This is a genomic window from Lactococcus sp. dk101 (assembly GCF_009601055.1).
Classification (GTDB): domain Bacteria; phylum Bacillota; class Bacilli; order Lactobacillales; family Streptococcaceae; genus Lactococcus.
The window spans coordinates 269,797-292,713 of record NZ_WITI01000001.1; the positions used below are offsets into that span (position 1 = coordinate 269,797).

General features: G+C 38.8%; 26 protein-coding genes and 1 pseudogene. 23 read left to right on the plus strand and 4 right to left on the minus strand.

All coding sequences use genetic code 11. The features are described 5' to 3' along the window. Positions 1-40: 40 nt before the first annotated feature. The 3 genes and pseudogenes from GHI45_RS01355 (at position 41) to GHI45_RS01365 (ending at position 2,826) form a co-directional block, all read left to right on the plus strand. On the plus strand, positions 41-376 hold the full coding sequence (locus tag GHI45_RS01355; RefSeq protein ID WP_147779359.1) for a hypothetical protein: 336 nt from the start codon (positions 41-43) through the stop codon (positions 374-376). A gap of 166 nt (positions 377-542) precedes the next feature. Continuing rightward, a pseudogene (locus GHI45_RS01360) lies at positions 543-2,093 on the plus strand (ABC transporter permease). A 70-nt stretch (positions 2,094-2,163) separates the two neighbouring features. Next, on the plus strand, positions 2,164-2,826 hold the full coding sequence (locus tag GHI45_RS01365) for an ABC transporter ATP-binding protein (RefSeq protein WP_147779360.1): 663 nt from the start codon (positions 2,164-2,166) through the stop codon (positions 2,824-2,826). Positions 2,827-2,876: 50 nt separating this feature from the next. On the opposite strand, the gene GHI45_RS11475 is transcribed toward GHI45_RS01365, so the two are convergent. Both GHI45_RS11475 and GHI45_RS01370 read right to left on the minus strand, forming a co-directional pair. Continuing rightward, positions 2,877-3,008: a hypothetical protein gene (locus GHI45_RS11475; RefSeq protein WP_255471384.1), complete on the minus strand. Its 132-nt coding sequence runs from the start codon at positions 3,006-3,008 to the stop codon at positions 2,877-2,879. 18 nt (positions 3,009-3,026) lie between these two features. Then, entirely contained in the window at positions 3,027-3,386 is a 360-nt protein-coding gene (locus GHI45_RS01370; RefSeq protein WP_147779361.1) for a hypothetical protein, read from the minus strand. Between the two features lie 187 nt (positions 3,387-3,573). On the opposite strand from GHI45_RS01370, the gene GHI45_RS01375 reads away from it, so the two are divergent. Together GHI45_RS01375 and rplS are read left to right on the plus strand one after the other, a co-directional pair. Further along, entirely contained in the window at positions 3,574-4,227 is a 654-nt protein-coding gene (locus GHI45_RS01375) for a GTP pyrophosphokinase family protein (protein ID WP_147779461.1), read from the plus strand. 122 nt (positions 4,228-4,349) lie between these two features. Beyond that, positions 4,350-4,703, plus strand: a complete 354-nt coding sequence (gene rplS / locus GHI45_RS01380; RefSeq protein WP_147779362.1) for a 50S ribosomal protein L19 — start codon at positions 4,350-4,352, stop codon at positions 4,701-4,703. A 113-nt stretch (positions 4,704-4,816) separates the two neighbouring features. On the opposite strand, the gene GHI45_RS01385 is transcribed toward rplS, so the two are convergent. Beyond that, the gene (locus GHI45_RS01385; RefSeq protein WP_147779363.1) at positions 4,817-5,218 is read right to left on the minus strand and encodes a hypothetical protein; all 402 of its coding nucleotides are present in this window, start codon (positions 5,216-5,218) and stop codon (positions 4,817-4,819) included. Between the two features lie 215 nt (positions 5,219-5,433). On the opposite strand from GHI45_RS01385, the gene GHI45_RS01390 reads away from it, so the two are divergent. Genes GHI45_RS01390 through GHI45_RS01400 form a run of 3 tightly spaced genes read left to right on the plus strand, consistent with a single transcriptional unit; the run spans position 5,434 to position 8,028 of the window. Then, a complete protein-coding gene (locus GHI45_RS01390) occupies positions 5,434-6,144 on the plus strand; it encodes a S24 family peptidase (RefSeq protein WP_147779364.1) in 711 nt (236 codons plus the stop codon). 11 nt (positions 6,145-6,155) lie between these two features. Beyond that, positions 6,156-7,646, plus strand: coding sequence for a DNA polymerase (locus tag GHI45_RS01395; RefSeq protein WP_147779365.1), 1,491 nt, complete (start codon positions 6,156-6,158; stop codon positions 7,644-7,646). After that, a complete protein-coding gene (locus tag GHI45_RS01400) occupies positions 7,633-8,028 on the plus strand; it encodes a hypothetical protein (protein WP_147779366.1) in 396 nt (131 codons plus the stop codon). The genes GHI45_RS01395 and GHI45_RS01400 overlap by 14 nt, the downstream gene beginning before the upstream one ends. 315 nt (positions 8,029-8,343) lie before the next feature. Here the strand turns inward: GHI45_RS01400 and GHI45_RS01405 are convergent, their stop codons facing one another. Then, the gene (locus tag GHI45_RS01405) at positions 8,344-8,880 is read right to left on the minus strand and encodes a TetR/AcrR family transcriptional regulator (protein WP_147779367.1); all 537 of its coding nucleotides are present in this window, start codon (positions 8,878-8,880) and stop codon (positions 8,344-8,346) included. 182 nt (positions 8,881-9,062) lie between these two features. Here GHI45_RS01405 and GHI45_RS01410 point away from each other — a divergent pair, with 182 nt between their 5' ends. The 15 genes from GHI45_RS01410 (at position 9,063) to GHI45_RS01480 (ending at position 22,917) form a co-directional block, all read left to right on the plus strand. Further along, a complete protein-coding gene (locus GHI45_RS01410) occupies positions 9,063-11,336 on the plus strand; it encodes a YhgE/Pip domain-containing protein (protein ID WP_147779368.1) in 2,274 nt (757 codons plus the stop codon). 123 nt (positions 11,337-11,459) lie between these two features. Then, positions 11,460-11,702 carry a hypothetical protein gene (locus GHI45_RS01415; protein ID WP_147779369.1) on the plus strand — a complete coding sequence of 81 codons (243 nt, stop codon included), beginning with the start codon at positions 11,460-11,462 and terminating at the stop codon, positions 11,700-11,702. Between the two features lie 123 nt (positions 11,703-11,825). Beyond that, positions 11,826-12,158: a metal-sulfur cluster assembly factor gene (locus tag GHI45_RS01420; protein WP_147779370.1), complete on the plus strand. Its 333-nt coding sequence runs from the start codon at positions 11,826-11,828 to the stop codon at positions 12,156-12,158. A 140-nt stretch (positions 12,159-12,298) separates the two neighbouring features. Then, positions 12,299-12,886: a hypothetical protein gene (locus GHI45_RS01425; protein ID WP_147779371.1), complete on the plus strand. Its 588-nt coding sequence runs from the start codon at positions 12,299-12,301 to the stop codon at positions 12,884-12,886. A 75-nt stretch (positions 12,887-12,961) separates the two neighbouring features. Next, on the plus strand, positions 12,962-13,606 hold the full coding sequence (gene liaF, locus GHI45_RS01430) for a cell wall-active antibiotics response protein LiaF (protein ID WP_187230055.1): 645 nt from the start codon (positions 12,962-12,964) through the stop codon (positions 13,604-13,606). Positions 13,607-13,655: 49 nt separating this feature from the next. Further along, positions 13,656-14,645: a sensor histidine kinase gene (locus GHI45_RS01435; RefSeq protein ID WP_147779372.1), complete on the plus strand. Its 990-nt coding sequence runs from the start codon at positions 13,656-13,658 to the stop codon at positions 14,643-14,645. A 28-nt stretch (positions 14,646-14,673) separates the two neighbouring features. Further along, positions 14,674-15,303, plus strand: a complete 630-nt coding sequence (locus tag GHI45_RS01440; RefSeq protein ID WP_147779373.1) for a response regulator transcription factor — start codon at positions 14,674-14,676, stop codon at positions 15,301-15,303. Positions 15,304-15,631: 328 nt separating this feature from the next. After that, entirely contained in the window at positions 15,632-16,435 is an 804-nt protein-coding gene (locus tag GHI45_RS01445; RefSeq protein ID WP_147779374.1) for a Cof-type HAD-IIB family hydrolase, read from the plus strand. Between the two features lie 39 nt (positions 16,436-16,474). Continuing rightward, on the plus strand, positions 16,475-17,065 hold the full coding sequence (locus GHI45_RS01450; protein ID WP_147779375.1) for a peptidylprolyl isomerase: 591 nt from the start codon (positions 16,475-16,477) through the stop codon (positions 17,063-17,065). Then, positions 17,066-17,482, plus strand: coding sequence for a CvfD/Ygs/GSP13 family RNA-binding post-transcriptional regulator (locus GHI45_RS01455; RefSeq protein ID WP_147779376.1), 417 nt, complete (start codon positions 17,066-17,068; stop codon positions 17,480-17,482). A 29-nt stretch (positions 17,483-17,511) separates the two neighbouring features. Continuing rightward, positions 17,512-18,117 (plus strand): TVP38/TMEM64 family protein, encoded by a 606-nt coding sequence (locus GHI45_RS01460; protein WP_147779377.1) that lies wholly within the window; start codon positions 17,512-17,514, stop codon positions 18,115-18,117. A 149-nt stretch (positions 18,118-18,266) separates the two neighbouring features. Next, on the plus strand, positions 18,267-19,523 hold the full coding sequence (locus GHI45_RS01465; protein WP_147779378.1) for an FtsW/RodA/SpoVE family cell cycle protein: 1,257 nt from the start codon (positions 18,267-18,269) through the stop codon (positions 19,521-19,523). Positions 19,524-19,810: 287 nt separating this feature from the next. After that, positions 19,811-21,304 (plus strand): ribosomal protection-like ABC-F family protein, encoded by a 1,494-nt coding sequence (gene abc-f, locus GHI45_RS01470; RefSeq protein ID WP_147779379.1) that lies wholly within the window; start codon positions 19,811-19,813, stop codon positions 21,302-21,304. 55 nt (positions 21,305-21,359) lie between these two features. Then, positions 21,360-22,256 (plus strand): DMT family transporter, encoded by an 897-nt coding sequence (locus tag GHI45_RS01475; protein ID WP_147779380.1) that lies wholly within the window; start codon positions 21,360-21,362, stop codon positions 22,254-22,256. A 103-nt stretch (positions 22,257-22,359) separates the two neighbouring features. Then, on the plus strand, positions 22,360-22,917 hold the full coding sequence (locus tag GHI45_RS01480) for a TetR/AcrR family transcriptional regulator (RefSeq protein ID WP_187230054.1): 558 nt from the start codon (positions 22,360-22,362) through the stop codon (positions 22,915-22,917).

Here is a 22,917-nt window from a genome sequence, read left to right on the forward strand (position 1 = left end):
GTTTATAATTGATTTCATATCAATCAGAAAGGTAGCATTTATGATTAAAAACATTTTAAAATATAAAATTGTTATTATTTCAGTTTTAATCGCATTTGCAGTTGGGGGAACGGGTGGCTATTTTTTAGGAAATTACGTGAGTGATAAAAACCAACAAGAGAAGATGGGGCAACAAATGTCCTTCCCAGGAAATAATACGGGTGGCAATAACTCGAACATGCCGGGCGGTGCACCAAACGGCAATAGCAATGCTTATGGCCCAGGAGCTGGAATGGTTCAGCAGATGCTAATTCAGGTGCCTCAAGTAATGAATCTGGAAGTACAAGTAATAATGACTCAAATTCAGCAAACGGGATTTAATCCGCTCAAGAATTAAGGGACTCACGCTCAAGCATAAATTTTACTTGGGCCAATCATTCAACCCAACGGGTTATCAATAGAAAAATGAATTGTTAGGCGCTAACGAGACAAAAAAATTTATTTGGTGATAAGCCAAATAAATTTTAATTATCAGCGAAACAATTTCAAGAAATGGAGAACATATGGATTTCATAAGACGTGCATGGCTTTTTACTAAAGCCAAAATTTCTAGAACAATTTTACTTATTGTCGCATTTTCAGCAATTTTAATTTTTGTTCTTTCCGGTCTCATTATTAACAGTGCTGCCAATGCCTCGATTGCCAATGCAAAAAAAGCGGCGGGCGCAACTGTTTCACTTTCAGTTAACATGCAAAATGTCATCAAATCGGCTCAAGAATCAGCTTAAGAAGATACATCAAGTAGCTCAAGTTCATCAGATTCTTCAAGCCAAGGCAAACGTTTTGATATTAGTTTGCCCACGATAGCTGAAAGCACAGCTAAAAAGATTGCCAATCTATCAGGCGTGAAATCTTATAGTTTTTCTTACTCAGCATCAGCAGATGCTAAATCAGATATTACCAAAGTTTCTTAATCAGGAACATCATCAAGCTCAAGCTCATCAGATACACAACAAGGGCCTGGCGGACAAGATTTCCCCGGTGGTTCAGGTGGTGGAATGACCCAATCTGACTTTACCATTGAAGGAACTAATGATTTAGAAGCAAACACTACTTTTACAGATGCTTATAAGATTACTTCTGGACGTGCCATCACTAGTTCTGATGAAGGAACAAACAATGTTGTGATTGAATCAACATTGGCTGACCAAAATAGCTTGAAAGTTGGTTCAACTTTTGTACTTGAAGATAGCAATAGTAAATCATATACCATGAAAGTTGTCGGTATTTATACGACATCTGGTAGTTCAACTGAAAGTTCAATCGCCTACATGAATACCATGTACACATCACTTTCAGTTGCGAACGCTATGAAAGCAACAACTGGAAAAATCTCAACGGCTACTTATAGCATGGAAAACCCAGCAGATGCGGACAGTTTCGTTAAAAAAGCCAACAAATTGGTTAATGACGACAACTTCGAAGTATCAAAAAATGACCAAGCCTACCAAAATGTGAAATCATCATTGAATAATGTTGCAAGCTTTGCTAAGAATATTGTCATTCTTGTTGCGATTGCAGGTGCGATTATTCTTGCCTTGATTGTAATGTTGATGGTGCGCGAACGCCGTTTCGAAATCGGTGTACTCATGTCACTTGGAGAAACTAAGGCAAAAATCGTGGCTCAATTCTTTACAGAACTCTTTATGGTTATGGTTGTCTCAGTCGCCATTGCTTCAGCTGCAGGAAATGTAGTGGGTAATGTGGTTGGACAACAATTATTGAAACAACAAACAACACAAACAACAAGCAGCAGCTCAAATCAAATGCCTGGTGGTCAAGGAAACGTGGATCAAAAATCTGGCGGCGGACAAGGCGGTGCCCCTTCAGCTCCTGGTGGAAATGGCGGCGGATTCGCTGGTCGTGCAGGAAGTGCATTAGGTATTGGCCAATCTAAATCAGAAGCACAAGCACTTGAAAAATTGAACATCAAGACATCATTCTCTGAAATCGCGATGCTTCTTGGAATTGCTATTTTGATCACTTTGATTGCAGTCGGATTGGCTTCAATCGGTATCTTGCGCCTCAACCCTAAACAAGTTTTGACCAACTAAGATCAGGAAAAGATTGAAATGAGAGAAGTGTTGAAACTTATCAGCACTGACAAAAAGCAAAGGATAAAATATGACATTAAAAGTTGAAAATATCACGTATTATTATAGTAATCCAGAAGACTATCTATTTAAAGATGTTAACGAAAGTTTTGAAAAAGGAAAAGTTTACTCAATTTTAGGACAATCAGGTTCAGGAAAAACAACTTTCCTTTCCATCTTGGCGGGTCTTGATAAACCAAAAGCTGGGACACTTTCTTTTGATGGACAAGCCATCAAATCAAGCAACTTGACGGCTTATCGGAAGAAAACAGTGAGTACCGTCTTTCAGGCATACAATTTGCTGACCTACATGAGTGCTTATGACAATGTTAAAACTGCTGTCAAAATCTCTGCTGTCAAATTTGACGACGAGAAGGCTACAATCGTTGAGGCTTTGGCAAAAGTTGGCTTGAGTGAAGATTTGATTTACAAACCAGTGAGTAAGTTGTCAGGTGGTCAACAGCAACGTGTTGCCATTGCACGCGCCCTTGTTTTGAACCATGACATCATTATTGCTGATGAACCAACAGGAAATCTTGATGAAGAAACAACCAATCAAATCGTTGATTTGTTCAAGAAAATCGCACATGAAGACAATAAAATTGTTATCATCGTAACACATGAAAGCGAAGTTGCTGCAGCAAGTGATATTGTCTTTACCTTGAAACACCGGAAGTTCGAACGTGAAAACTAATAAAAAGGAGCTTGGCTCCTTTTTATTAACGCTTTTGTCAGAGCTGACAGTCAATTTGTCGTTGACGCTCCAGCGGAAGTATCGGTGCTTGAATTTGACGCACTGCTATTGCCACAGCCGGTAAGCAAGGTTGTAGTCAATACAAGTAGTGTCAGAGCTGACATGAGTTTTGTTTTTTTCATATGGCGTCTCGATTCTTTTTAGATTTTAGATGATGCTGTGGAGGAAGTTGATGTTGATGTTGATCCTGATCCTGATCCTGTATCAGATGTGTTATTACTTGTTGCACCGGTTGTGCTATCTGTAGAATTACTTGAGCCATTTGCCGTGCTTGGTGCAGTCGGAAGGGCTGTTCCGCCATTGCTACTTGGCGCTCCGCTAGGCAGGCTGTTCGAGCTTGAATTTGCTTGACCACTATTTGATGGCATTTGCTGGTTGAGTGTCGCAGGTGTTTTGCTTGTATTTGCAGCTCCCATCAGATAGCCTCCGGATCCTCCAACGAAAAGAGCGAGTACAGCAGTTAAAAATAAGAGTTTAAATTTTAATATTTTTTGAATCATGAGAATGACCTTTCTAATTGAAACTGAGCTTATTATAAGGCGGTTGACTTAAGAGCTGCTTATTTAGAAATAAAGCTAAACTAAAAGAATACAAAAAGAAAATAAAGCTGAAACCGTTCACATGGAAACCGATAAAACTAAAAAAATTTGGTATAATAGAAATATCATGATAAGAGAAGTTGGAAATATGGATAAAGAAAAAAATGCTGTTCGTTTTGAAGTAGAAGAGTTTGAAAAACTCAAAAAAATTCTGGTGAAATATAATTGCGCCCTCGAAGTCGTAGTGACGCATCTCAATAATTTAAACACCTATTACAATGCATTTGAGCCAGTCAATCCAATCGAACATATCAAAAAACGCATTAAATCTCCAGAAAGTATTGCTGGAAAATTGAAACAAAGAGGGCTGCCGATCACATCAGAAGCAGCCGATAAGAATTTGCATGATATTGCAGGGATTCGGATTATTTGTGCCTACGCTAAAAATATTTATGAAATTGTAGAGATTATCAGGAATCAGCCCGATTTTACCTTGGTTCGCGAAAAAGATTATCTCAATAATCCCAAGGAAAGTGGTTATCGTTCGTATCATTTGATTGTGGAAATCAATCTGGGACGCTTGTTTGGCGATCAAATCTGTCAAGTCGAAATTCAACTGAGAACCTCTGCTATGGACTTCTGGGCAACACTTGAACATAAAGTAAAATACAAATATGATGGTCATATGCCTGATTATCTGAGCAAAGAATTGCAAATCTCAGCAGAACAAATTCATGAGCTTGATGAACGCATGTATCACATTCACGAGTTGGTTGATGAAATCAATGAAGATTTGATTTAAATCAGGAAATAGTACTTGAAATAATCTTTTAAATTTGCTATACTTAATTTTGTGCCTTGTGCATAAATAAAACTGTCTATCCGCTGAGCGGGACGCTGAATGATGGGCAAAAGGAGAAAAATATGTCAATCTCATTGATCGAAGCTATCAATGCTAACCAACTTCGTAGCGATATTCCTGCATTCCGTGCTGGTGATACTGTTAAAGTTCACGCAAAAGTTGTCGAAGGAACTCGCGAACGTATCCAAATCTTTGAAGGCGTAGTTATCGCTCGCAAAGGTACTGGTATCTCAGAAACTTACACTGTTCGTAAAATCTCAAACGGTGTTGGTGTAGAACGTATCTTCCCACTTCACACACCACGTGTTGAAAAAATTGAAGTTGTTCGTCACGGTCAAGTTCGTCGTGCTAAATTGTACTACCTTCGTGGTTTGCAAGGTAAAAAAGCGCGTATTGCTGAACGTCGCGTTAAATAATCGACTTTTAAACCGCTCTGTTGAGCGGTTTTTTGTTTCTCAAAAGTTTATTATCAATGGCCGATAAGGTGAATGATTGTATCAAGGTGGCAAAAAGGTGACAAAAAAACTTGTCAGATTACTTCTGGCAAGGCTTTTTCTGTTTCAATTTTTTCTCGTTTAAAGTTTTTGAGGCTGGCGAGATAAAGTGCTGCACCGACAATCGTGACAACCCCACCGACCCAGCCTAGAAAAGGAATAAGGCTGACTGCGGGCCCAACAATAAAGAGGATGTGAGCCGAAACCATGACTGCTTCATTTTTTTTATATTTGATAAAGGCAGTAATGCCAAGCCCCAGAAGCACCAACTTCAAAATGGTTAAGACAATGATAGCATTGATGGTCATGGATTCTGAAGAGCCACTGACAAGGTCGGTAAATGAGCTGATAAGAATTAAAAAAGGGCCAAGTAAGACTAAAATGCCACCAATAAGACCAACAATACCATTGGTCAAAACTAAACTATTACTTTTCATAGACAACTTTCTAACCTAGCATTTTCGTGGGTCAAGGCTTGCACATCTTATCAATCTTAATTATTTTCTAATTTTAGTTTAAAGCAAGAAGTGAAAAATGTCAATAGTAAATCATAAGCAAAATGATAATATAATATGAAATAAAATAGTCTTATTGACAATGATAAACAAGTGGTTTATAATATAAACTAAAAGTTAATATTCAAAGGAGCGCCATGTTTATCAATCAATTAAAAAAATTACGTCAAAACAAAGAAATGACGCAAAAGCAAATGGCTGACCTCATGGAGGTGTCGCTGGTGTCTTATAGCAACTGGGAACGCGGTTTGAAGTCGCCCTCGAAAGAGAATATGCAGAAATTGGTACAGTTTTTTGAGCTTCCGCTCTATCAATTAGAGGGACGCGATGAAATTGAAGGCCAACTGCTCGAACAATTTGCTCAGCTTTCACAATTTCGGAAGAAAAAAGTGGTCAGTTTTGCCAAAAAACAAGCGGTTGAGCAAGCTGAAGATTTTCTGACCTTCAAGCAAAGTAAAATTTACAATAAGGTCAAGGTTTATGAAGGTTTGTCAGCTGGGACAGGATTTGGTGTCACTGGTGACGGAAGTTTTGATCAGGTTTTGACAGATGAAGAATTGCCGACCTATGATATTGCGGCTTGGATTCGTGGGGATTCGATGGAGCCTAAATTTTTGGACTGGTCGGTTGCCCTGATTCGAGAGACAGGTTTTGATTATGATGGGGCAATCTATGCTGTTTATGTCGAAGAAACCAACACGACATATATCAAGAAAGTCTTTGTCGAAAAGGATGGTCTGAGATTGGAGTCGCTCAATAAAAAATATCCCGACCGTTTCATTAGTCTGGAAGACCACCCGATGATTATTGGAAAAATCGTTGGAAATTTTGTGCCGATTTCAGAGTAAGGAGGCAAATCATGGAAGATGAGGACAAAGAAAAACAAATCAATTTTGACTATGCCAGAGAACCACGGCGAGACATCGCATTTGTAGATATGAAAAGTTTTTATGCGTCCGTTGAATGTTTGAAAAGAGGACTTCATCCTTTGTCGGCCTGTTTGTGTGTGATGAGTCGTGCTGATAATTCCAATGGCCTAATCTTAGCCAGTTCTCCGACCTTCAAATGGGCATTTGGCAAGTACAATGTCAGCAGAAGTCGAGATTTACCATTTGATGTGAACAGTCGAAAATTTAATTGGTACAAATGGAATAAAGACCATGCAAGCCCTTGGAAGACAGAAATCGAAGCTCCGAGTCCAGCTTATGTTGCTCATATTGAACATTGGGCTAAAAAAACGATTTTTGCTCCTCCGTCTATGGGGGATTATATCGAGGTCAATGGAAAAATTCAAAAGGCCATTCATCAAGAAATTGCTCCATTTGAAGATTGCTTTTGGTACTCGATTGATGAAGGCTTTATTGATTTGACCAGTTCGCTTAACTACCATGTCAGTAGGGTCCAAGAAAAATTGCCTGCGTCCACCAAGTTGGACTTGGTTTCAAAAAAGCTGCAGAGGGTCATTTATGATGCGACAGATGGCATTATTTCAACGGTCGGCATGAGCAATTCAAATCCTTTACTGGCTAAGCTGGCGCTGGATAATTATGCCAAGCATGAACCGACCATGCGTGCTCTTATCAATTATGAAGACGTTCCAGACAAACTTTGGACCTTGTCAGAGCTGACAGACTTCTGGGGAATTGGTGAGCGAACCAAGAAGAACCTAGCCAAACTTGATATTCATTCGATTGATGCATTAGCACATGCCAATCCTGACCTGCTCAAGAAAAAAATGGGCTTGATTGGCGTGCAGCTTTATTGCCATGCAAATGGGATTGATGAGAGTTTTTTACAAGAAGAACCTTATCGTCCTAAAAATCGGAGCATCAGTAATTCGACTACCCTGCCACGCGACTATTATCATAAGGCAAGCATCATGCTGGTGTTACGAGAATTGGCGGAGCAGGTTGCCATTCGTTTGCGACGCATTCATCAAGAGGCAACGACACTTACACTTTATGTTGGCTACGCGTTTAGCGAAAACAAGCGGGCCATCAATTGTTCACGAAAAATCGAGCCAACTAACAACACTCGAAAATTGTGTGACGCCATTGCCATGCTTTTTCTTGAAAAATATGAAGAAGGTGGTGTTCGGCGTCTGGGCGTGACATATTCGAATTTAATCGCAGAGCCATTTCATTTGATTAGTCTATTTGATGAAGATGAGCAGGATTTCTACAATGAAGAAAAGGAAAATAAATTGCAAGAAACCATTGATGATATTCGCAGTCAGTATGGCTTTACCAAAATATTAAAAGCGTCAGCGCTGACAAAAGACTCCCGTCTTATCAGTCGCAGCAAGCAGATTGGCGGACATTCTGCAGGAGGTTTAGATGGCTTACAGTAAGGTAGATCGGACTTATCACCCGTCCAAAGCAATTCGCGAATACCAAGATCGTGGCATGATGAAATGGCAGGGCTTCTATCTGTCAGAGCATAGCAGTGCCATGCGCCAATGGCAAGCAGAAGAGAGAAATCCTGTCAGTACTGACCAGATGGAAAGCGAAGAAAAAGCACAGCTTTTAAGCCAATCCATGCTCAATTCATTTGAGATTGTTTTGAAAATGAAACCGGGTAGATTAGAAGATGAGCAGATAGGAAGCGTGCGTGAATGGCTGAGTCCGAGTGAAATTTTATTTGAAAGCCGTCAGCATAAATTGAAACACGTAAGTGTTGCAAAGATTTTGAACATCAAAAAAGCCGACCTTAAAGAATGGGACGACGATTAATACTGTTTAACTTCTAAAAATACCATTTAGAAGTTGCTTCGCTGTCGATGATCTCTACACGAACAAGTTCGTTAGTCGCAGTCGCAAAGTTTGCATCAACGCATAAAAGATTTGTCCGTTTGCTTCGCGACTAAAGTCACAAGAGCAAAACGGCTTCAGCGATTTACAGCCAATGCCTTTATTGTTTGAACTTTAGTTCATTACAGATAAAGGGCAAATGTTTTATGGGACAGCGTAGCAATCTACTAAAAGCTAGCACTTTTAGAGGTTAACTAGTATAAAATTATAAACACAGTGTCTAAAAAAACAGAAAAATTAGTTGATGAGTTCAATCAATAGTTCTGTGATTTCGGCAGGTGTTTCTTTTTTATTTCTGCGAATCCACGCTTGCGTAACACCAAAAACAGCATTGGCAAAATAGGTTGTGGCGTAAATTTCGCCAAGTTTTCCAATATCATGGTGTCTAGGATTTTGTGGAAAAATGGAACTCTCCAGTAAATCTTTTAATTTTTGTAACATGAAAAGATGAATTTCTTTACTGCCATTTTCGGAAAGTAAACTGGCATAAATTTCATTGTGATCTAAAAATTGATAGGTCTCAAGTAGCGTAGCGCGTAGGTTTCCGTTGTTTTTTTCAAAAACATATTGAACAGTATTAAAGAGCATTTTTTGATAAGCGTCAATCATGTCGTATTTATCTTGATAGTGCGTGTAAAAACCACTTCTTGAAATGCCAGCCGTTTTTACAAGTTCTGTTGTTGAGATTTGGTCAAAAGCTTTTCTCTTGAGCAACTCAATCATTGCGTCTCGAAGTGCAATTTTAGTTCGGTCTTTACGCGGATCATTGGTCATGGAAAACGCCTCCAAGTTCTAAGTCTTATTTTATTATAGACATAAATGTACAAACTGTCCAAAAATGAAGCTTATAAATTGTCAATTTTTGAAAAAAGGTTATAATACAATTATATCAATTTTTGGACGGAGTGTCCATAACAAATTGAATTAAATAAAATAATCATTCAAAAGGGGAGAAAATGCTGAAAAACGAGTGGAAAGCAATTTTTAAACACAAATTTTTTATCGTTGTTATTATAGCACTGGCGCTGATTCCAGCCCTTTATAACTATGTCTTTTTAGGGTCAATGTGGGATCCGTATGGAAAACTCAACGAGTTACCCGTTGCCGTTGTCAATTTGGACAAGTCGTCCGAATTAGAAGGTAAAAAAATCGAAATTGGTGATACGATTGTCAGTCAAATGAAGCAATCGAAGGATTTAGACTATCATTTTGTTTCTGAAAAAGAGGCATCTGACGGGATAAAATCAGGGAAATATTATATGAAAATCACTTTCCCCAAAAATCTCTCAAGTCAAGCGGCGAGCTTGATGACAGACAATCCAAAATCCGTTCAAGTGGACTATCAAACGACCAGTGGTCACAATTACATTTCATCAAAAATGAGTGAAAGTGCCATGAACAAGCTGAAAGCGGAAGTTTCTGGTGATATTACAGAGACATATACGAAAGCTATTTTTGACAGCTTGTCCACTTTGAAAACAGGAATGAATGAAGCCGCAGATGGTTCGTCCAAATTAGCCACAGGTGCAAGCCAAGCTAAAAATGGCTCACAAACGCTCAGCTCAAACTTGGATACTTTAGCAAAATCAAGTTTGACATTTAGCGATGGTGCAAATAGTCTCAATGTTGGGCTAAATCAATATTTGTCTGGTATTGAGTCTGCCTCAACAGGTGCAAATCAATTAGCTACTGGGACGAAAACCTATGTTTCAGGTGTGCAACAAGCAGCAGCTGGTACAAAAACATTGAACGAAAGCTCATCAGAGCTGACCAGTGGTATCAGTAGCTTGCAAGAGGGCTTGTCAAAAATGGCTAGCGAAACCGAAATGTCTGATGCAGACAAAGCCAGTCTTGCAAGTCTTCAGTCAGGGCTGACAAAGCTGAATGCTTCCATTCAAGCAGGGGCGACAAATAGTGCTAGCGCTCAAGCGGTGACCGCAGACCTTAAAAATGTCGAGGACATCTTGACCAATAAGCTGGTTCAAAATCAAGCCGCCGCAATCATGAAGACACAGGCTTATCAAAGCTTATCTGCTGAAGGAAAAGCTGAAATTATGACAGCCATGCAAACGTCTGCTCAAAATGATTTGGCAGCTGTATCGACTAGTCTGAAAGATGTCGAAAGCCAGCTTCAAGCCATGAATGCACAGACACAAGCACTTGCACAGGCTTCAAACCAAGCACTTCCTGCAGCAAATCAAACATTGACGAAGCTTTCAAATGGACTTTTAACAGTCAATACAGCTCTCAATAGTCAAGTCATGCCAGGACTTAGCCAGCTTCAAACAGGAGCCAATGCTTACACAGCAGGTGTCAGTCAAGTCAATACAGGTTTGCAGACTCTGAGTCAAAATTCAACACAACTCACTACAGGAAGCAGCCAACTTGCAACAGGACTTGCGACACTCACAGCCAACCAAACAGCTTTAGCTGATGGTGGCAGTCAACTTGAAACAGGCGCAAGTAAAATCGCATCTGGCAGTCAACAATTAGCGAGCGGAAGTAACAGCTTAACGACTGGCTTAAATCAAGTCTCAACAGGAACTTCTCAGTTGGCTTCATCACTTCAAACAGCGGATAGCAGTTTGAAAAAAACCAACAGTAAAACAAGCAATGCAACAGCAATCGCAAAACCAGTCACGCTTAAAAAGACAGACGCAGATAAAGTTGAGAAAAACGGCGTCGGAATGGCACCTTATATGATTTGTGTGGCCTTGTTTGTCGGTGCTCTTTCATCAAATGTCGTGATTGGGACAGGCTTCTCAGGAAAATCATGGAAAACAGGACGTGAGTTTATGCTCGCAAAAATTGGAACGAACGGAGTCGTTGCCCTCCTTCAAGCCCTGATTGTTTATGGCGCGGTTGTCTTGCTCGGTTTAGTTCCAAAATATCCACTCAAGACATTGTTCGCTGTGATTTTGATAAGTTTCACATTCATGGCAATCGTCACCTTCTTTGTGACCTTGCTAGGAAAAGTTGGCGATTTCCTGATGATTATCCTTTTAGTACTCCAACTTGCGACAAGTGCAGGAACTTATCCTATCGAACTGACAGATAAAATTTATCAAGTGATTAGTCCACTTTTACCAATGACTTACGGACTCAAAATGCTTCGTCAAACCATTGGGTTGGACGGCAATATCACACTCTTAGCAGTTGGCTTCATCATTGTCATTGCAATCTTTACAGGACTCTTAAGCTTCTTCAAACGCATGCCAAGATTAGCCTAAATAAAGAAAGAAAAGAATCGCTTCGGCTGTTCTTTTTTTGTTTTATTTTCTTTAAAAAAAGCATGATTTTTCAGCGCCACTTTCTGTTAATTGTGATAAAATATGGAATAAATAGAATACGAAATGGAGGGAAATCATGAAAAAAAGAGTTTAAGTATCGGTGTTATCGTATTTATAGCAGGACTTGTAGGCAGTCTTGTATCAATCGTTGAGCCACTTTCAACAAGCGATAACACGATAACATTAGCCATCACAGAGCTTTACCAATCCACTGGTATCATCACAAGCAGCAGTCTCATCTTGCCAATATTATCTTGCATTGCCCTGTTCATCGGCTACCTCTTGGTGAGAGTGTTGGATAAATAATAAAAGTAATATTTTTAAAGCGACTAGACCTTCAAGTCTAGTTTTTTTTGATAAAATTTGGTAAAATGAAGCTGTAAAATTCATTTGACAGTCTCCTTGCAAGAGACGTTCAAGGAGGAAAATATGGCTGATAAATATACTGAAGCACAAGTTGAAGAAATTAAAAATAAGATTTTAGAAGCGCTGGAAAATGTCATTGACCCTGAACTCGGTATTGATATTATCAATCTTGGCTTGGTTTATGAGATTGTCTTTGATGACAGCGGCTTGACTGAAATCAAGATGACTTTGACGACAATGGGCTGCCCTTTGGCGGATATTTTGACAGATCAAATCCACGACTCGCTCAAAGAAGTTGAAGAAGTAACCGAAATCAAAGTGAATTTGGTCTGGTATCCTGCATGGACAGTTGACAAAATGTCACGTTATGCTCGGATTGCATTGGGCATTAGATAAAGAAATAAGAAAAGCAGGCTGTTTTCAGTGTGTTTTTTTATTGGCGATATTTCATTTGACAATTTAGATGAAATAGGGCGAAAAATAGGGTACAATAAGGGGAGAAGCTAGCTGATGAGGGGCAGAAAGGATGATGGAAAATGAATGAAAAAGATGAAATGAAGCAGCTTATTCAACGCAAAATTAGCATGTATTTTGTGCTGGTCGTTTTATTTTTCGTATTTGACTTTTTGCTCAGCCAAAATAAGCAAGACGAATGGATCAATCAATTTTCCTTTGCCAGACATCGCTTGATTTATTTGCTTGTTTTCATTGCGTTTGCCTTGGTTCATTTATTGCTCAGCTACCTAAAAATGAAGAAGCGGAAAGATAAAATTCCGGAAAAAAATTCGGAAGAGTATCATTTTCTTCTGCAAAAGGAATACAATTATTATGAGCGTGAGGTGGCGCTTGGGGATCGTAAACTAGACTTTTTGAAAGAAGTATCGCCAATCATCGTTACTTTTGTTTTCCTACAAGGTTTGTTTGAAAAAATATTTACAGAGAGCATTCAGATGGAATTTAGTGAGATTTTAGGTTTTGTGATTGTTTTATTTTATGTTTTTGTCTTTATGGAAACTTGGCACACTTATCGGATTGATACGGGTTATCTCTTACAGTTTAAAAATGAATTGACTGAATTTGACAATCAAGAAAAACGAAAAGAAAAAGAAGGCTGTCAGCACTGACAGCTTTTTATTTTGTGCCATTTTTTAAGTCTTTAGACTGATGTCAGCCAGCCTTTGCTATGCTATAATGAGGGTATGAGTAAACGACTAAAGGCAATTATTATCATTGAGATTGTAATATTGATTGGATTATTGTTTCATGTAATCAGAACGCCTCATATGTGGATGATGGTGCTACTCGCACTTTTATTTACTTATTTGGCAAACCGTTCGCGGTCAAAAGCTTTAAGAATTATCAGCATCGTTTTCTGGGCGACCGCCGCGATGGTGCTTTTTACTGTCGGTTGGTTTTGGGCAGCCATCTTTTTCCCAGCCCTCATGTGTATCATTTTCTGGAAGAATAATCCGCGCTCAGACAATCGACAAGCGCCACGAAACTTCTACGAAAGTTTTTATGATCAACCTGTCAGCGCTGACGAAACAGTAACCAAAGCAAATGGCAATGACATTATTGATCTAGCCAGCGTGCATTATCGTCATGCAGGAAATCACTTGTCCATCAAAAAAAATACAGGCAATACTAAAATCATCGTTCCTGAAGATGTCGCAGTCATTCTGGATATTTCTGTTGGAACAGGCGTGGTTAAAATTTTTAATGAAGCCGCAAAAATCAACACGAAAAATATTCGTTATTTCAGTGATCATTTAGGTGATTATAAGAAGAAAATTAAGATTACGATTGACGTTCAAACAGGAAACGTTGAAATCGTTCAAGGATAGATTAACTGAAGGGAGCGGAGGCTTTCTCGTTAAGCCTTCAAAATGAAATATGAAACGTTCAATCGTCACAACATTTTTATCCGTTTTTTTCATCATTATCGGAGTGGGAACACTCCTTTTTGTGGTGTTCAACAATCAGACCAGCATGGTCGATATGCCTCAAACCATGGGGAAAGTGGGCGGCCATCTCTATGGCGTTTGGGTCTTTTTCTCGATTGCCGCCATTTTATCGCTGGTTTTTACCCTTTTTAATTATTTTGAGAATGTTGCCATTCAAAAAGAATTCGAAGCGGATGCCAAACGGATTGAACAAAACCAAATGCCAGAAAATTCTCAGTTGAAAATCATTTATAATAAAATGACGGAATTATCAACAGAATTGCAGGAACTTTCTCAACAAAAATCAGCGGATAAGGCTGAAATTATCGAGCTTGAACGCAAGCGGATTTCACGCGAATTGCATGACTCCGTCAGCCAAGAATTGTTTGCTGCCACCATGATTTTGTCATCAGTGACAGGAGCAACACAAATTTTGAGCAGGGAGCAAATCGAAACACAAACGCAACTCGTCTTGAAGGTACTGCATTCGGCACAAAACGAAATGCGAGCCTTGCTTTTGCATTTACGTCCGGTCGAGTTAGACGGCAAAACATTAAATGCAGGGCTGTCAGCACTGGCAGACGAATTGCAAGCCAAAATATCTGCAAATATCACAGTCAAACTGGCAGATATTGAAGCAACAAGCAATATCGAAGACAATTTGTTCCGAATGGCACAAGAAATTTTGAGTAATACGCTTAGACATTCACAAGCAGATAATATAGAACTGTCATTACGTGAAAATTATGGTAATATAGTTTTAAAGATTGCGGACGATGGCGTTGGTTTTGATACGCAAAAGAGCGACAAAACTGCAAGTTATGGGCTTGCCAATATTAAAGAACGTGCCTTATTATTAGGGGGCGATGCCAAAGTCATATCTGCACCTAATCAAGGGACGACAGTTGAAATCCGCATTCCAAAAACGAAAAAAGAATGAGTAAGCAAAGTAAAGAAAAGAAAGAACAATGGAAAAAATTAAATTATTGATTGTCGATGATCACCAAATGGTGCGTCTAGGCTTGTCTAGTTTTATGAACATTCAACCTGATATTGAGGTCATCGGCGAAGCAGCGGATGGGGAATCGGGATTTTTAAAAGCTGAAGCCCTCAATCCAGATGTCATTTTGATGGATTTGGTCATGGATCGTTTGGACGGAATAGGCTCAACTCAGAAAATTTTGGCGCAAAATCCAACGGCTAAAATTTTGATTTTGACGAGCTTTATCGATGATGAAAAAGTTTTCCCAGCCCTTGCCGCCGGTGCCAAAGGCTATATTTTGAAGACTTCTCAAGCTGCTGAAATTGCCAATGCCATCAGAAAAGTAGCCAAAGGTGAAGATGTTTTGTCAGACGCAGTGAAGGAAAAAATTTCACAACAAAAGCATCGCAAGCACGAACTTTATGACGATTTGTCAAAACGAGAGTTAGAAGTGCTGAAAGTATTGGCGACTGGCTTGTCCAATCAAGAAATCGCTGATGAACTCTACATTAGTTTAAAGACAGTCAAGACACACGTGTCCAATATTTTCAATAAACTAGAAGTTTCCGATCGGACACAGGCAACGATTTATGCCATTCAGCATAAACTGGTTTAACAGTCCTGTTAAAATATGATATAATATAGAACAGATTATTTTATACTAGTTAACCTCTAAAAGTTCTAACTTTTAGTAGATTGCTACGCTGTCCATTGGCTGTAAATCGCTGAAGCCTTTTTGCCAGTCGCTTCAGCGACTAGGGAAAACGGACAAATATTTTCAGCGATAACGCCAAATGGCAAGCAAACCGACAAATATTTTATGCGTTGACGCAAACTTTGCGATTGCGACTAACGAACTTGTTCGTGTAGCGAGCATCGACAGCGAAGCAACTTCTAAATGACATTTTTAGAAGTTAAACAGTTTTAGTTTGAAAGATGAAGAGATGGAAGAATTATTAAAAAAAGCAGAGCAGATAAAAATTATTTTCTTTGACATTGATGATACCTTACGTGTTAAAAATACGGCCTATATGCCCGACTCAATCAACGAGGCCTTTGACAAATTGCGTCAAAAAGGAATTATGACTGGTATTGCAACTGGTCGTAACCTGTACGGTGTCGTTCCTGAAGTTAAAGCCTTAAAACCTGATTATTTTGTTACCATTAACGGGGCATTTGTTATGGACAACAAAGAAAAAGTGATTTACAAAAATCCATTTCCGAAAACAACAGTAGAAGAGATTATTGCTTGCTTGGAAGCCCAAGACAGTGAATATTCATTTGTCGGATCGGATGCTCTCCGCGTTTCGAAATGGGATAAAGTCGCAGCAGATGCGATTGGTCCAGTCTATGCAGAGCTTGATGAAGACAAAGATTATTATGTCAACAATGACGTTTATCAAATGTTGTCAATCTCTGATCACGATGACCGCTTGACTTTGACAGATGACTTATCTGAAAAAATCAGAATGGTGCGTTGGCATGAAAATTCATCTGACTTGGTACCAATGAATGGTTCGAAAGCAGAAGGTTGCAAACAAGTTCTTGATTTATTAGGACTTACACCTGAAAACATGATGAATTTCGGTGATGAATTGAATGACCGCGAATTGTTTGACTTCGCTGGGCTTTCAGTAGCCATGAAAATCTCACACCCTGAGATACTTGAGAAAGCTGATTATATCACCGATAAGGTTGAAAATGACGGCATTCTTAAGGCCTTACAACACTTGCACATTATTGACTAATAAATCTCATTTATTTCCCAAAATTAGAAAGAAAAAAATATGACATATCCACAAATTGACCTTGAACAATACGCCGGAACAACAGCAATCATGCACACCAACCACGGAGACATGACCATCAAACTTTTTGATGAATTGGCACCAAAGACAGTTAAGAACTTTGTTGAATTGTCAAAAACAGGTTATTATGACGGTGTTATTTTCCACCGTATCATCAAAGATTTCATGATTCAAGGGGGAGACCCAACAGGAACTGGAATGGGTGGCAGCTCAATTTACGGCGAAAAATTTGAAGATGAATTTTCTTTGAATGCCTTTAATGTCCGTGGTGCTTTGTCAATGGCAAATGCTGGTCCAAATACAAACGGTTCACAATTCTTTATCGTTCAAAATCAAAACTTGCCTTATCCTAAAGAAGCTTTGGTTGAAGGTGGCTGGCCAGAAGAAATTGCTGAGCTTTACACACAAGGTGGGACACCACATTTAGATGGTCGTCACACGGTCTTTGGACAACTTGCAAATGAAGAAAGCTTTAAAGTAATGGACGCCATTGCTGCAGTGAAAACAGGAATTCAAGACAAACCAGTTGATGAAGTCGTGATTTCTTCTATTGATATTATCGAAAAATAAATGAAAACAGAACAAAAAATAGGCGACGTCGTTGAAGTCGAAGTTATTGGCGTTCAAGATTATGGCGCATTTGTCAAATTTTTTCCAAAGAACGACAAAACAGCCGAAGAACTTAAGGGCTTAATTCACATTTCTGAAATACAATCGGGATATATCAGTAATATTCGTGAAATTATCAGAATTGGACAAAAATTGCAAGCGCAAATCATTGATATTGACGAATATAATGGTAAAATTAGTTTATCAGTGAGAAGTCTTGAGAAAAACCCGCAAGTTCATCATTTTTATCACAAAAAGCATTTTACCGATGCGCGTAATAAAATTGGCTTTGAAAGTTTAAGTCGTGAACTTGATCATTGGGTTGAAGAAAATGAGGCATATTTAGCAAGTCAGCAAGCCGAGGGCTTGAAAATGTAGGTTGATTTCAAAGGGAGTGAGGAGAGTTTTTGAACGATAATGTATTAAGATACATCAAAAAGGCTTTTAATATTATCACAATTATCGGCTTTATCGCCACCATAGTTGGTGCAGTTTATTTATGGCATTTGGGCGTTTTCCAAAATAAGGAAGCCCTTCAACAACTTATTCTCGCCCATAAATATGTTGGCCCTTTGATTTTCTTTGCTTTACAAGTCATTCAAGTTATTGTTCCCATTATTCCTGGTGGAATTACGATGGCAGCAGGGGTCATGATTTTTGGCCCTGTTTGGGGCTTCATCTACAATTATGTTGGGATTACCCTTGGCTCACTTCTCTTATTTTACTTTGGTAAAAAATACGGTCAATCTTTGGTTAAGGTTTTTATCAAAGAAAAAGCATACGACAAGTACATGGGCTGGTTTGAAAGTGGACAAAAACGCTTTAATATTATTTTTGCACTTTTGATACTGTCGCCCGTGGCACCAGATGATGCTTTGGTCTTGGTTGCAAGTCAGACAAAAATGACTTGGCGCTATTTTGTTTGGACAATCATTTTATGTAAACCACTCCCAATTTTGATGTACTCTTACATCTTGATTTATGGCGGTGGAATGCTTGAAAAACTGCTTTAATAAAGAAAACCGCTCATGCGGATTTTTTTATTAAAATTCCTCATCAAGAGAACAGTTAAAAAATGAACAATTTAATCAAAAAAATGTATAATAGAGATATTGATTTTTTGAGATAAAACTTATATAAGTTTGATACACTGGAGCTAGAATTGAATAAAAAAAATAACACCCGATTTAGTATTGACAATCGAATAGATTATGCCTTATTGCTTCCGGCATTTCTATTGATTTTAATTGGTTTATACGCCTTGTATGTGGCGCTAACACATGACCACCCGACAAGTGCAACCCAAATGCTTGTTTCGCAAATCATGTGGATTGTGGTAGGAACAATCATTGGTTTTGTTGTCATGCACATGGACTCACGGGTCTTGTGGAAATTGACCCCTTATATTTATGTTTTTGGACTGCTTTTAAATGTCCTCCCCATCATCTTTTATGACAGTGCAACAGTTGCTTCAACTGGTGCGAAAAACTGGTTTGCCATTGGCGGAAAAAATATTTTCCAGCCCTCCGAATTTATGAAGATTGCCTTTATTTTATTTATTAGTCGAATTGTGGTCAACTTCCAAAACAATTTGGCAGAACGGGACATCAAGGAGGATTTTCGTTTGATTGGAAAGCTCTTGCTTGCCATCTTACCAGTTGCCATTTTGTCAGTCTTGCAAAGTGACTTTGGGACTTTCTTGGTTTTCGTTGTTATCTTAGCAGGTGTCATCTTGGTTTCGGGTGTCAGTTGGAAAATTATTATTCCCGCTGTCGTCTTGGCAGCTGGGATTGCTGGCGGGATTGTCGCCCTTGTTGCAAGCCCAAATGGACAAGCATTTCTGGAAAAAACAAGTTTTGCGACTTATCAAGTGCAACGTTTTGAGGCTTGGCTTCATCCTTTTGACAATATGCAAACCTTTAGTTTACAACAGGCAAGATCTTTGATTTCGATTGGGATTGGTGGTGTCTGGGGAAATGGACTTGGCGTGGCCAATGTATCCGTTCCAGTCCGTGAGTCAGATATGATTTTTACAGTCATCGGTGAAGATTTCGGTTTTGTTGGTTCGACTTTTGTTATTTTGCTTTATTTCATGCTCATTTATCGCATGATCCGAGTAACTTTCAAGTCAAATAACCAATTTTATACCTATATTTCGACAGGAATTATCATGATGATTTTATTCCACGTATTTGAAAATATCGGTGCGGCAGTTGGTGTTGTTCCTTTGACAGGGATTCCATTGCCTTTCATTTCACAAGGTGGGTCTTCAATGATGGCCAATCTGATTGGCTTGTCTCTAGTATTGTCGATGAAATACAACCAAATTCCAGAGGGAATTATGAAACAAGCCTCCATTGAAAATGGACGCGATCGCTTGCAGGCCAAAAAAGCCAAACGATCACAAAAAAGAGGATAAAAGTTCGTCTGACGAGCTTTTTTTCTTTTTGTCAGAGCTGACAGATTTGATTTGACAGGGCTTTAATGCTGTGGTATAATGAAATCAAATTTTAGAAGGTGGTAAGGGCGATTGAAAATTTAAGTCATGAACAAAACACAAAATTTAAAAAAACAGTTTAAGTTTTTTTGCATGTTCACGACATTTTTCAACGCATAAGCCAGCTTTTTTTGTCTGATTTTTTTCAGTCTCATCAAGCTACTTTTCATGCCTTGTCGTGAAAAGTATTTTTTTATTGAAGGAGAAGAATGACAACAATTGAAATTAAAAATTTAAGTTTTGGCTATACAGATGAATTGCTTTTTGATCAGGCAGAAATCAAAATAGACAAAAAATGGAAACTTGGGCTAGTTGGCAGAAATGGGCGGGGCAAAACAACATTGCTCAAACTCTTATCGGGACAGGTCAAAGCGGATAGCTTTAGACAAGACGGCAGTTCATTTGTTTACTTTCCAGAAGCTTTTGATGATTTGTCAGTACTGACACTTTATCTCTTACAAGAAAAAGCCAACTTTGAACAGTGGGAATTGGAGCGGGAGCTACGCTTACTTCAAGTGGATGTGGATGTCTTATGGCGGCCCTTTGATGCTTTATCTGGTGGAGAGCAGACCAAATGTTTACTTGCCTTATTGTTCTTAACACAAAATTCATTTGCCCTGATTGATGAACCAACCAATCATTTGGATCACACGTCGCGTCAAATCGTTGCAACATATCTAAAGAAAAAATCTGGTTTCATTCTGGTTTCGCATGACAGTAGTTTTTTAGATGCGGTTTGTGACCATATTTTAGCGATTGAGCGGGAGAAAATCAGCCTCTATCAAGGTAATTTTTCCACTTACGAGATGCAAAAGAAGTTGCAAGATAAAACAGAAAGAGCAGCAGATGACAAGTTGAGTCAACAAATTTCGCGATTAAAGAAAACAGCACGAGATAAGGAAGATTGGGCGAAACGGCGTGAGGGAGATATTCATGGCAATCCACAGCTTAAGAATTCGGGCGGAATTGGTCATGATGGCGGTATTACAGCTAGAGCGGCCCGTGTGATGAAGCGGTCTAAAAGCTTAGAGAAACGCATGAATCAAGAAATTGAAAGTAAAGAAAAGCTCTTGGAAAATATCGAACAAATTGATGATTTGTCCCTTTTGATGAAGGATGACCACCATCAACGCCTCCTGAGCTGTGAAAATGTCAGCTTGAGCTATGGCTATGACCAGCCTTTATTTGAGCCTGTCAGCTTTTACATCAAAAAGGGAGAACGTGTGGTCATTGCTGGCGACAATGGTAGCGGGAAATCTAGCTTCATCAAGGCCCTTCAAGGTCAGTTTGAAGGACAAATCTCAGGAAAAATTCAGTTGCCTCACTCAAGTCTTGCCGTTTCTTATGTGCGTCAAATTTTTGATAATCGTGGCAATTTGAGAGATTTCGCAGTAGAAAATGGACTTGATGTGGAATTGTTTTTATCCAATTTACGAAAATTGGGAATGGAAAGACGGGTTTTTGATCAAAAGATTGAACAGATGAGTCAGGGACAACAAAAGAAGGTCGAATTGGCTCGCAGTTTATCGCAAGAAGCTTCCTTTTATATTTGGGACGAACCGCTCAATTATTTAGATCTTTACAATCAAGAACAGTTGATAAAGTTGATTGGCGACCGTCAACCGACCATGTTGATTGTGGAGCATGATACGCGTTTTATTAAAGCCATTGACGCAAAAATTATAAATTTAATAAAAGGATAAAAAATTAAATATTCTTAAATGCCATATTTAAAAGTTTAGTGTTATAATAGAGCTTATGACAAATCAACAAAGAATATTTAAAGGAACGATGCTTGCAATTTTTGCAGGCATTTTATGGGGAATTTCGGGCATTTTTGGACAGCTTTTCTTTGAAGCTTATCACGGAGATGCCTTATGGATTACCTCATTTCGCCTCTTGGTTGCCGGTATTGTTTTACTGCTCCTGTCTTATATCAAATCGCCAAAAGATTTCTTTAGTCTTGTTAAAGAAAAGAAAAATTGGCCCGTTTTATTGCTTTACGCGTTTGGTGGCGTCTTTTCCGTTCAATTCTTTTATTATTGGACAATTCAAGAATCAAATTCAGCAACAGCAACCATTTTACAATATACATCGCCCGTTTTCATTTTGATTTATGCAGCGATTTATAATCGTAAACTGCCTAAACTTAGTTCAACACTCTTGGTTTTTGGAGCCATGTTTGGCGTCTTTTTGTTGATAACCAACGGAAATTTTCATCATTTAATGATTAGCAATTTGGCACTGATTACGGGGATGATTGCTGCCATTGCTGTAGTTATTTATTCAGTGGCACCACGGCGTATTTTGCGGCAATATGGGTCACTCAATGTGGCAGGCTGGGGCATGATTTTAGCGGGTATCGGAAGTAATATCGTACATCCTTTTTGGAAAATCGATTTCAAAATCGAAGCCTTATCTGTCTTTTACATTCTCTGCATTGCAATTTTAGGAACGGCGATTGCTTTCTTGATTTGGTTACAAGCTACAGAGTATGTCTCACCATTGATTGTCAATGTTGCAACGGCGACAGAGCCTTTGACCTCAGTTTTGGTCAGCGTCCCTCTGTTTGGCCTTGTCTTGACACCTCTATCAATTTTTGCCATGTTGTTAGTGGTCGTCTGTGTTATCTTTTTATCAAGAAATGAAGGTTAAATTAAAACAGTCCGATGGGCTGTTTTTTTGAACAAAATATATGCGATTTATTTCCTCATCTGTTATACTAAAATTGTACCGAACGGTAGGTAAAGGAGAAATCTTGGCAGAAGCAAAAAACATCATCATTCAGACAGCAATGCGTTTGTATTGTCAAAAAGGAGTGAAGGGAACGTCGATTTCGGATATTTTAGAGGACTCAAAGACAGGAAAAGGGCAATTCTATTATTATTTTAATTCCAAAAATGACTTAACACAAAAGGTTATTCAGTCGCATATTGAACGCTGGCAAACCGAATGCTTTACTGGCATTTTAGGGAGTGGTCAATCGCCCAAAAATAAAATTTCAGAAATGTTGGATTGGATTTATGCCTCACATCAAAATCAAATCGTACATTATGGCTGTCCGATGGGTAATTTAATTTTTGAATTGAGTACAGAAGATGAAACTTATCGCCTCATGTTTGACCAGTGGTTAAAGGCTTGGCAAAATGCTTTGGGACACTGTGTGTTCGACTTAAAGCAGGGTTCTGAAAATGAAGCACAAGAAGCTGCTGAACAAATGATTGCAAGCATTCAAGGGAGCCTTCTCTTACTCAAAATTAACCAAAACATCGACCAATTAGCCTTGCATTTAAAAGCAGTAAAAGAAGCAATTTGA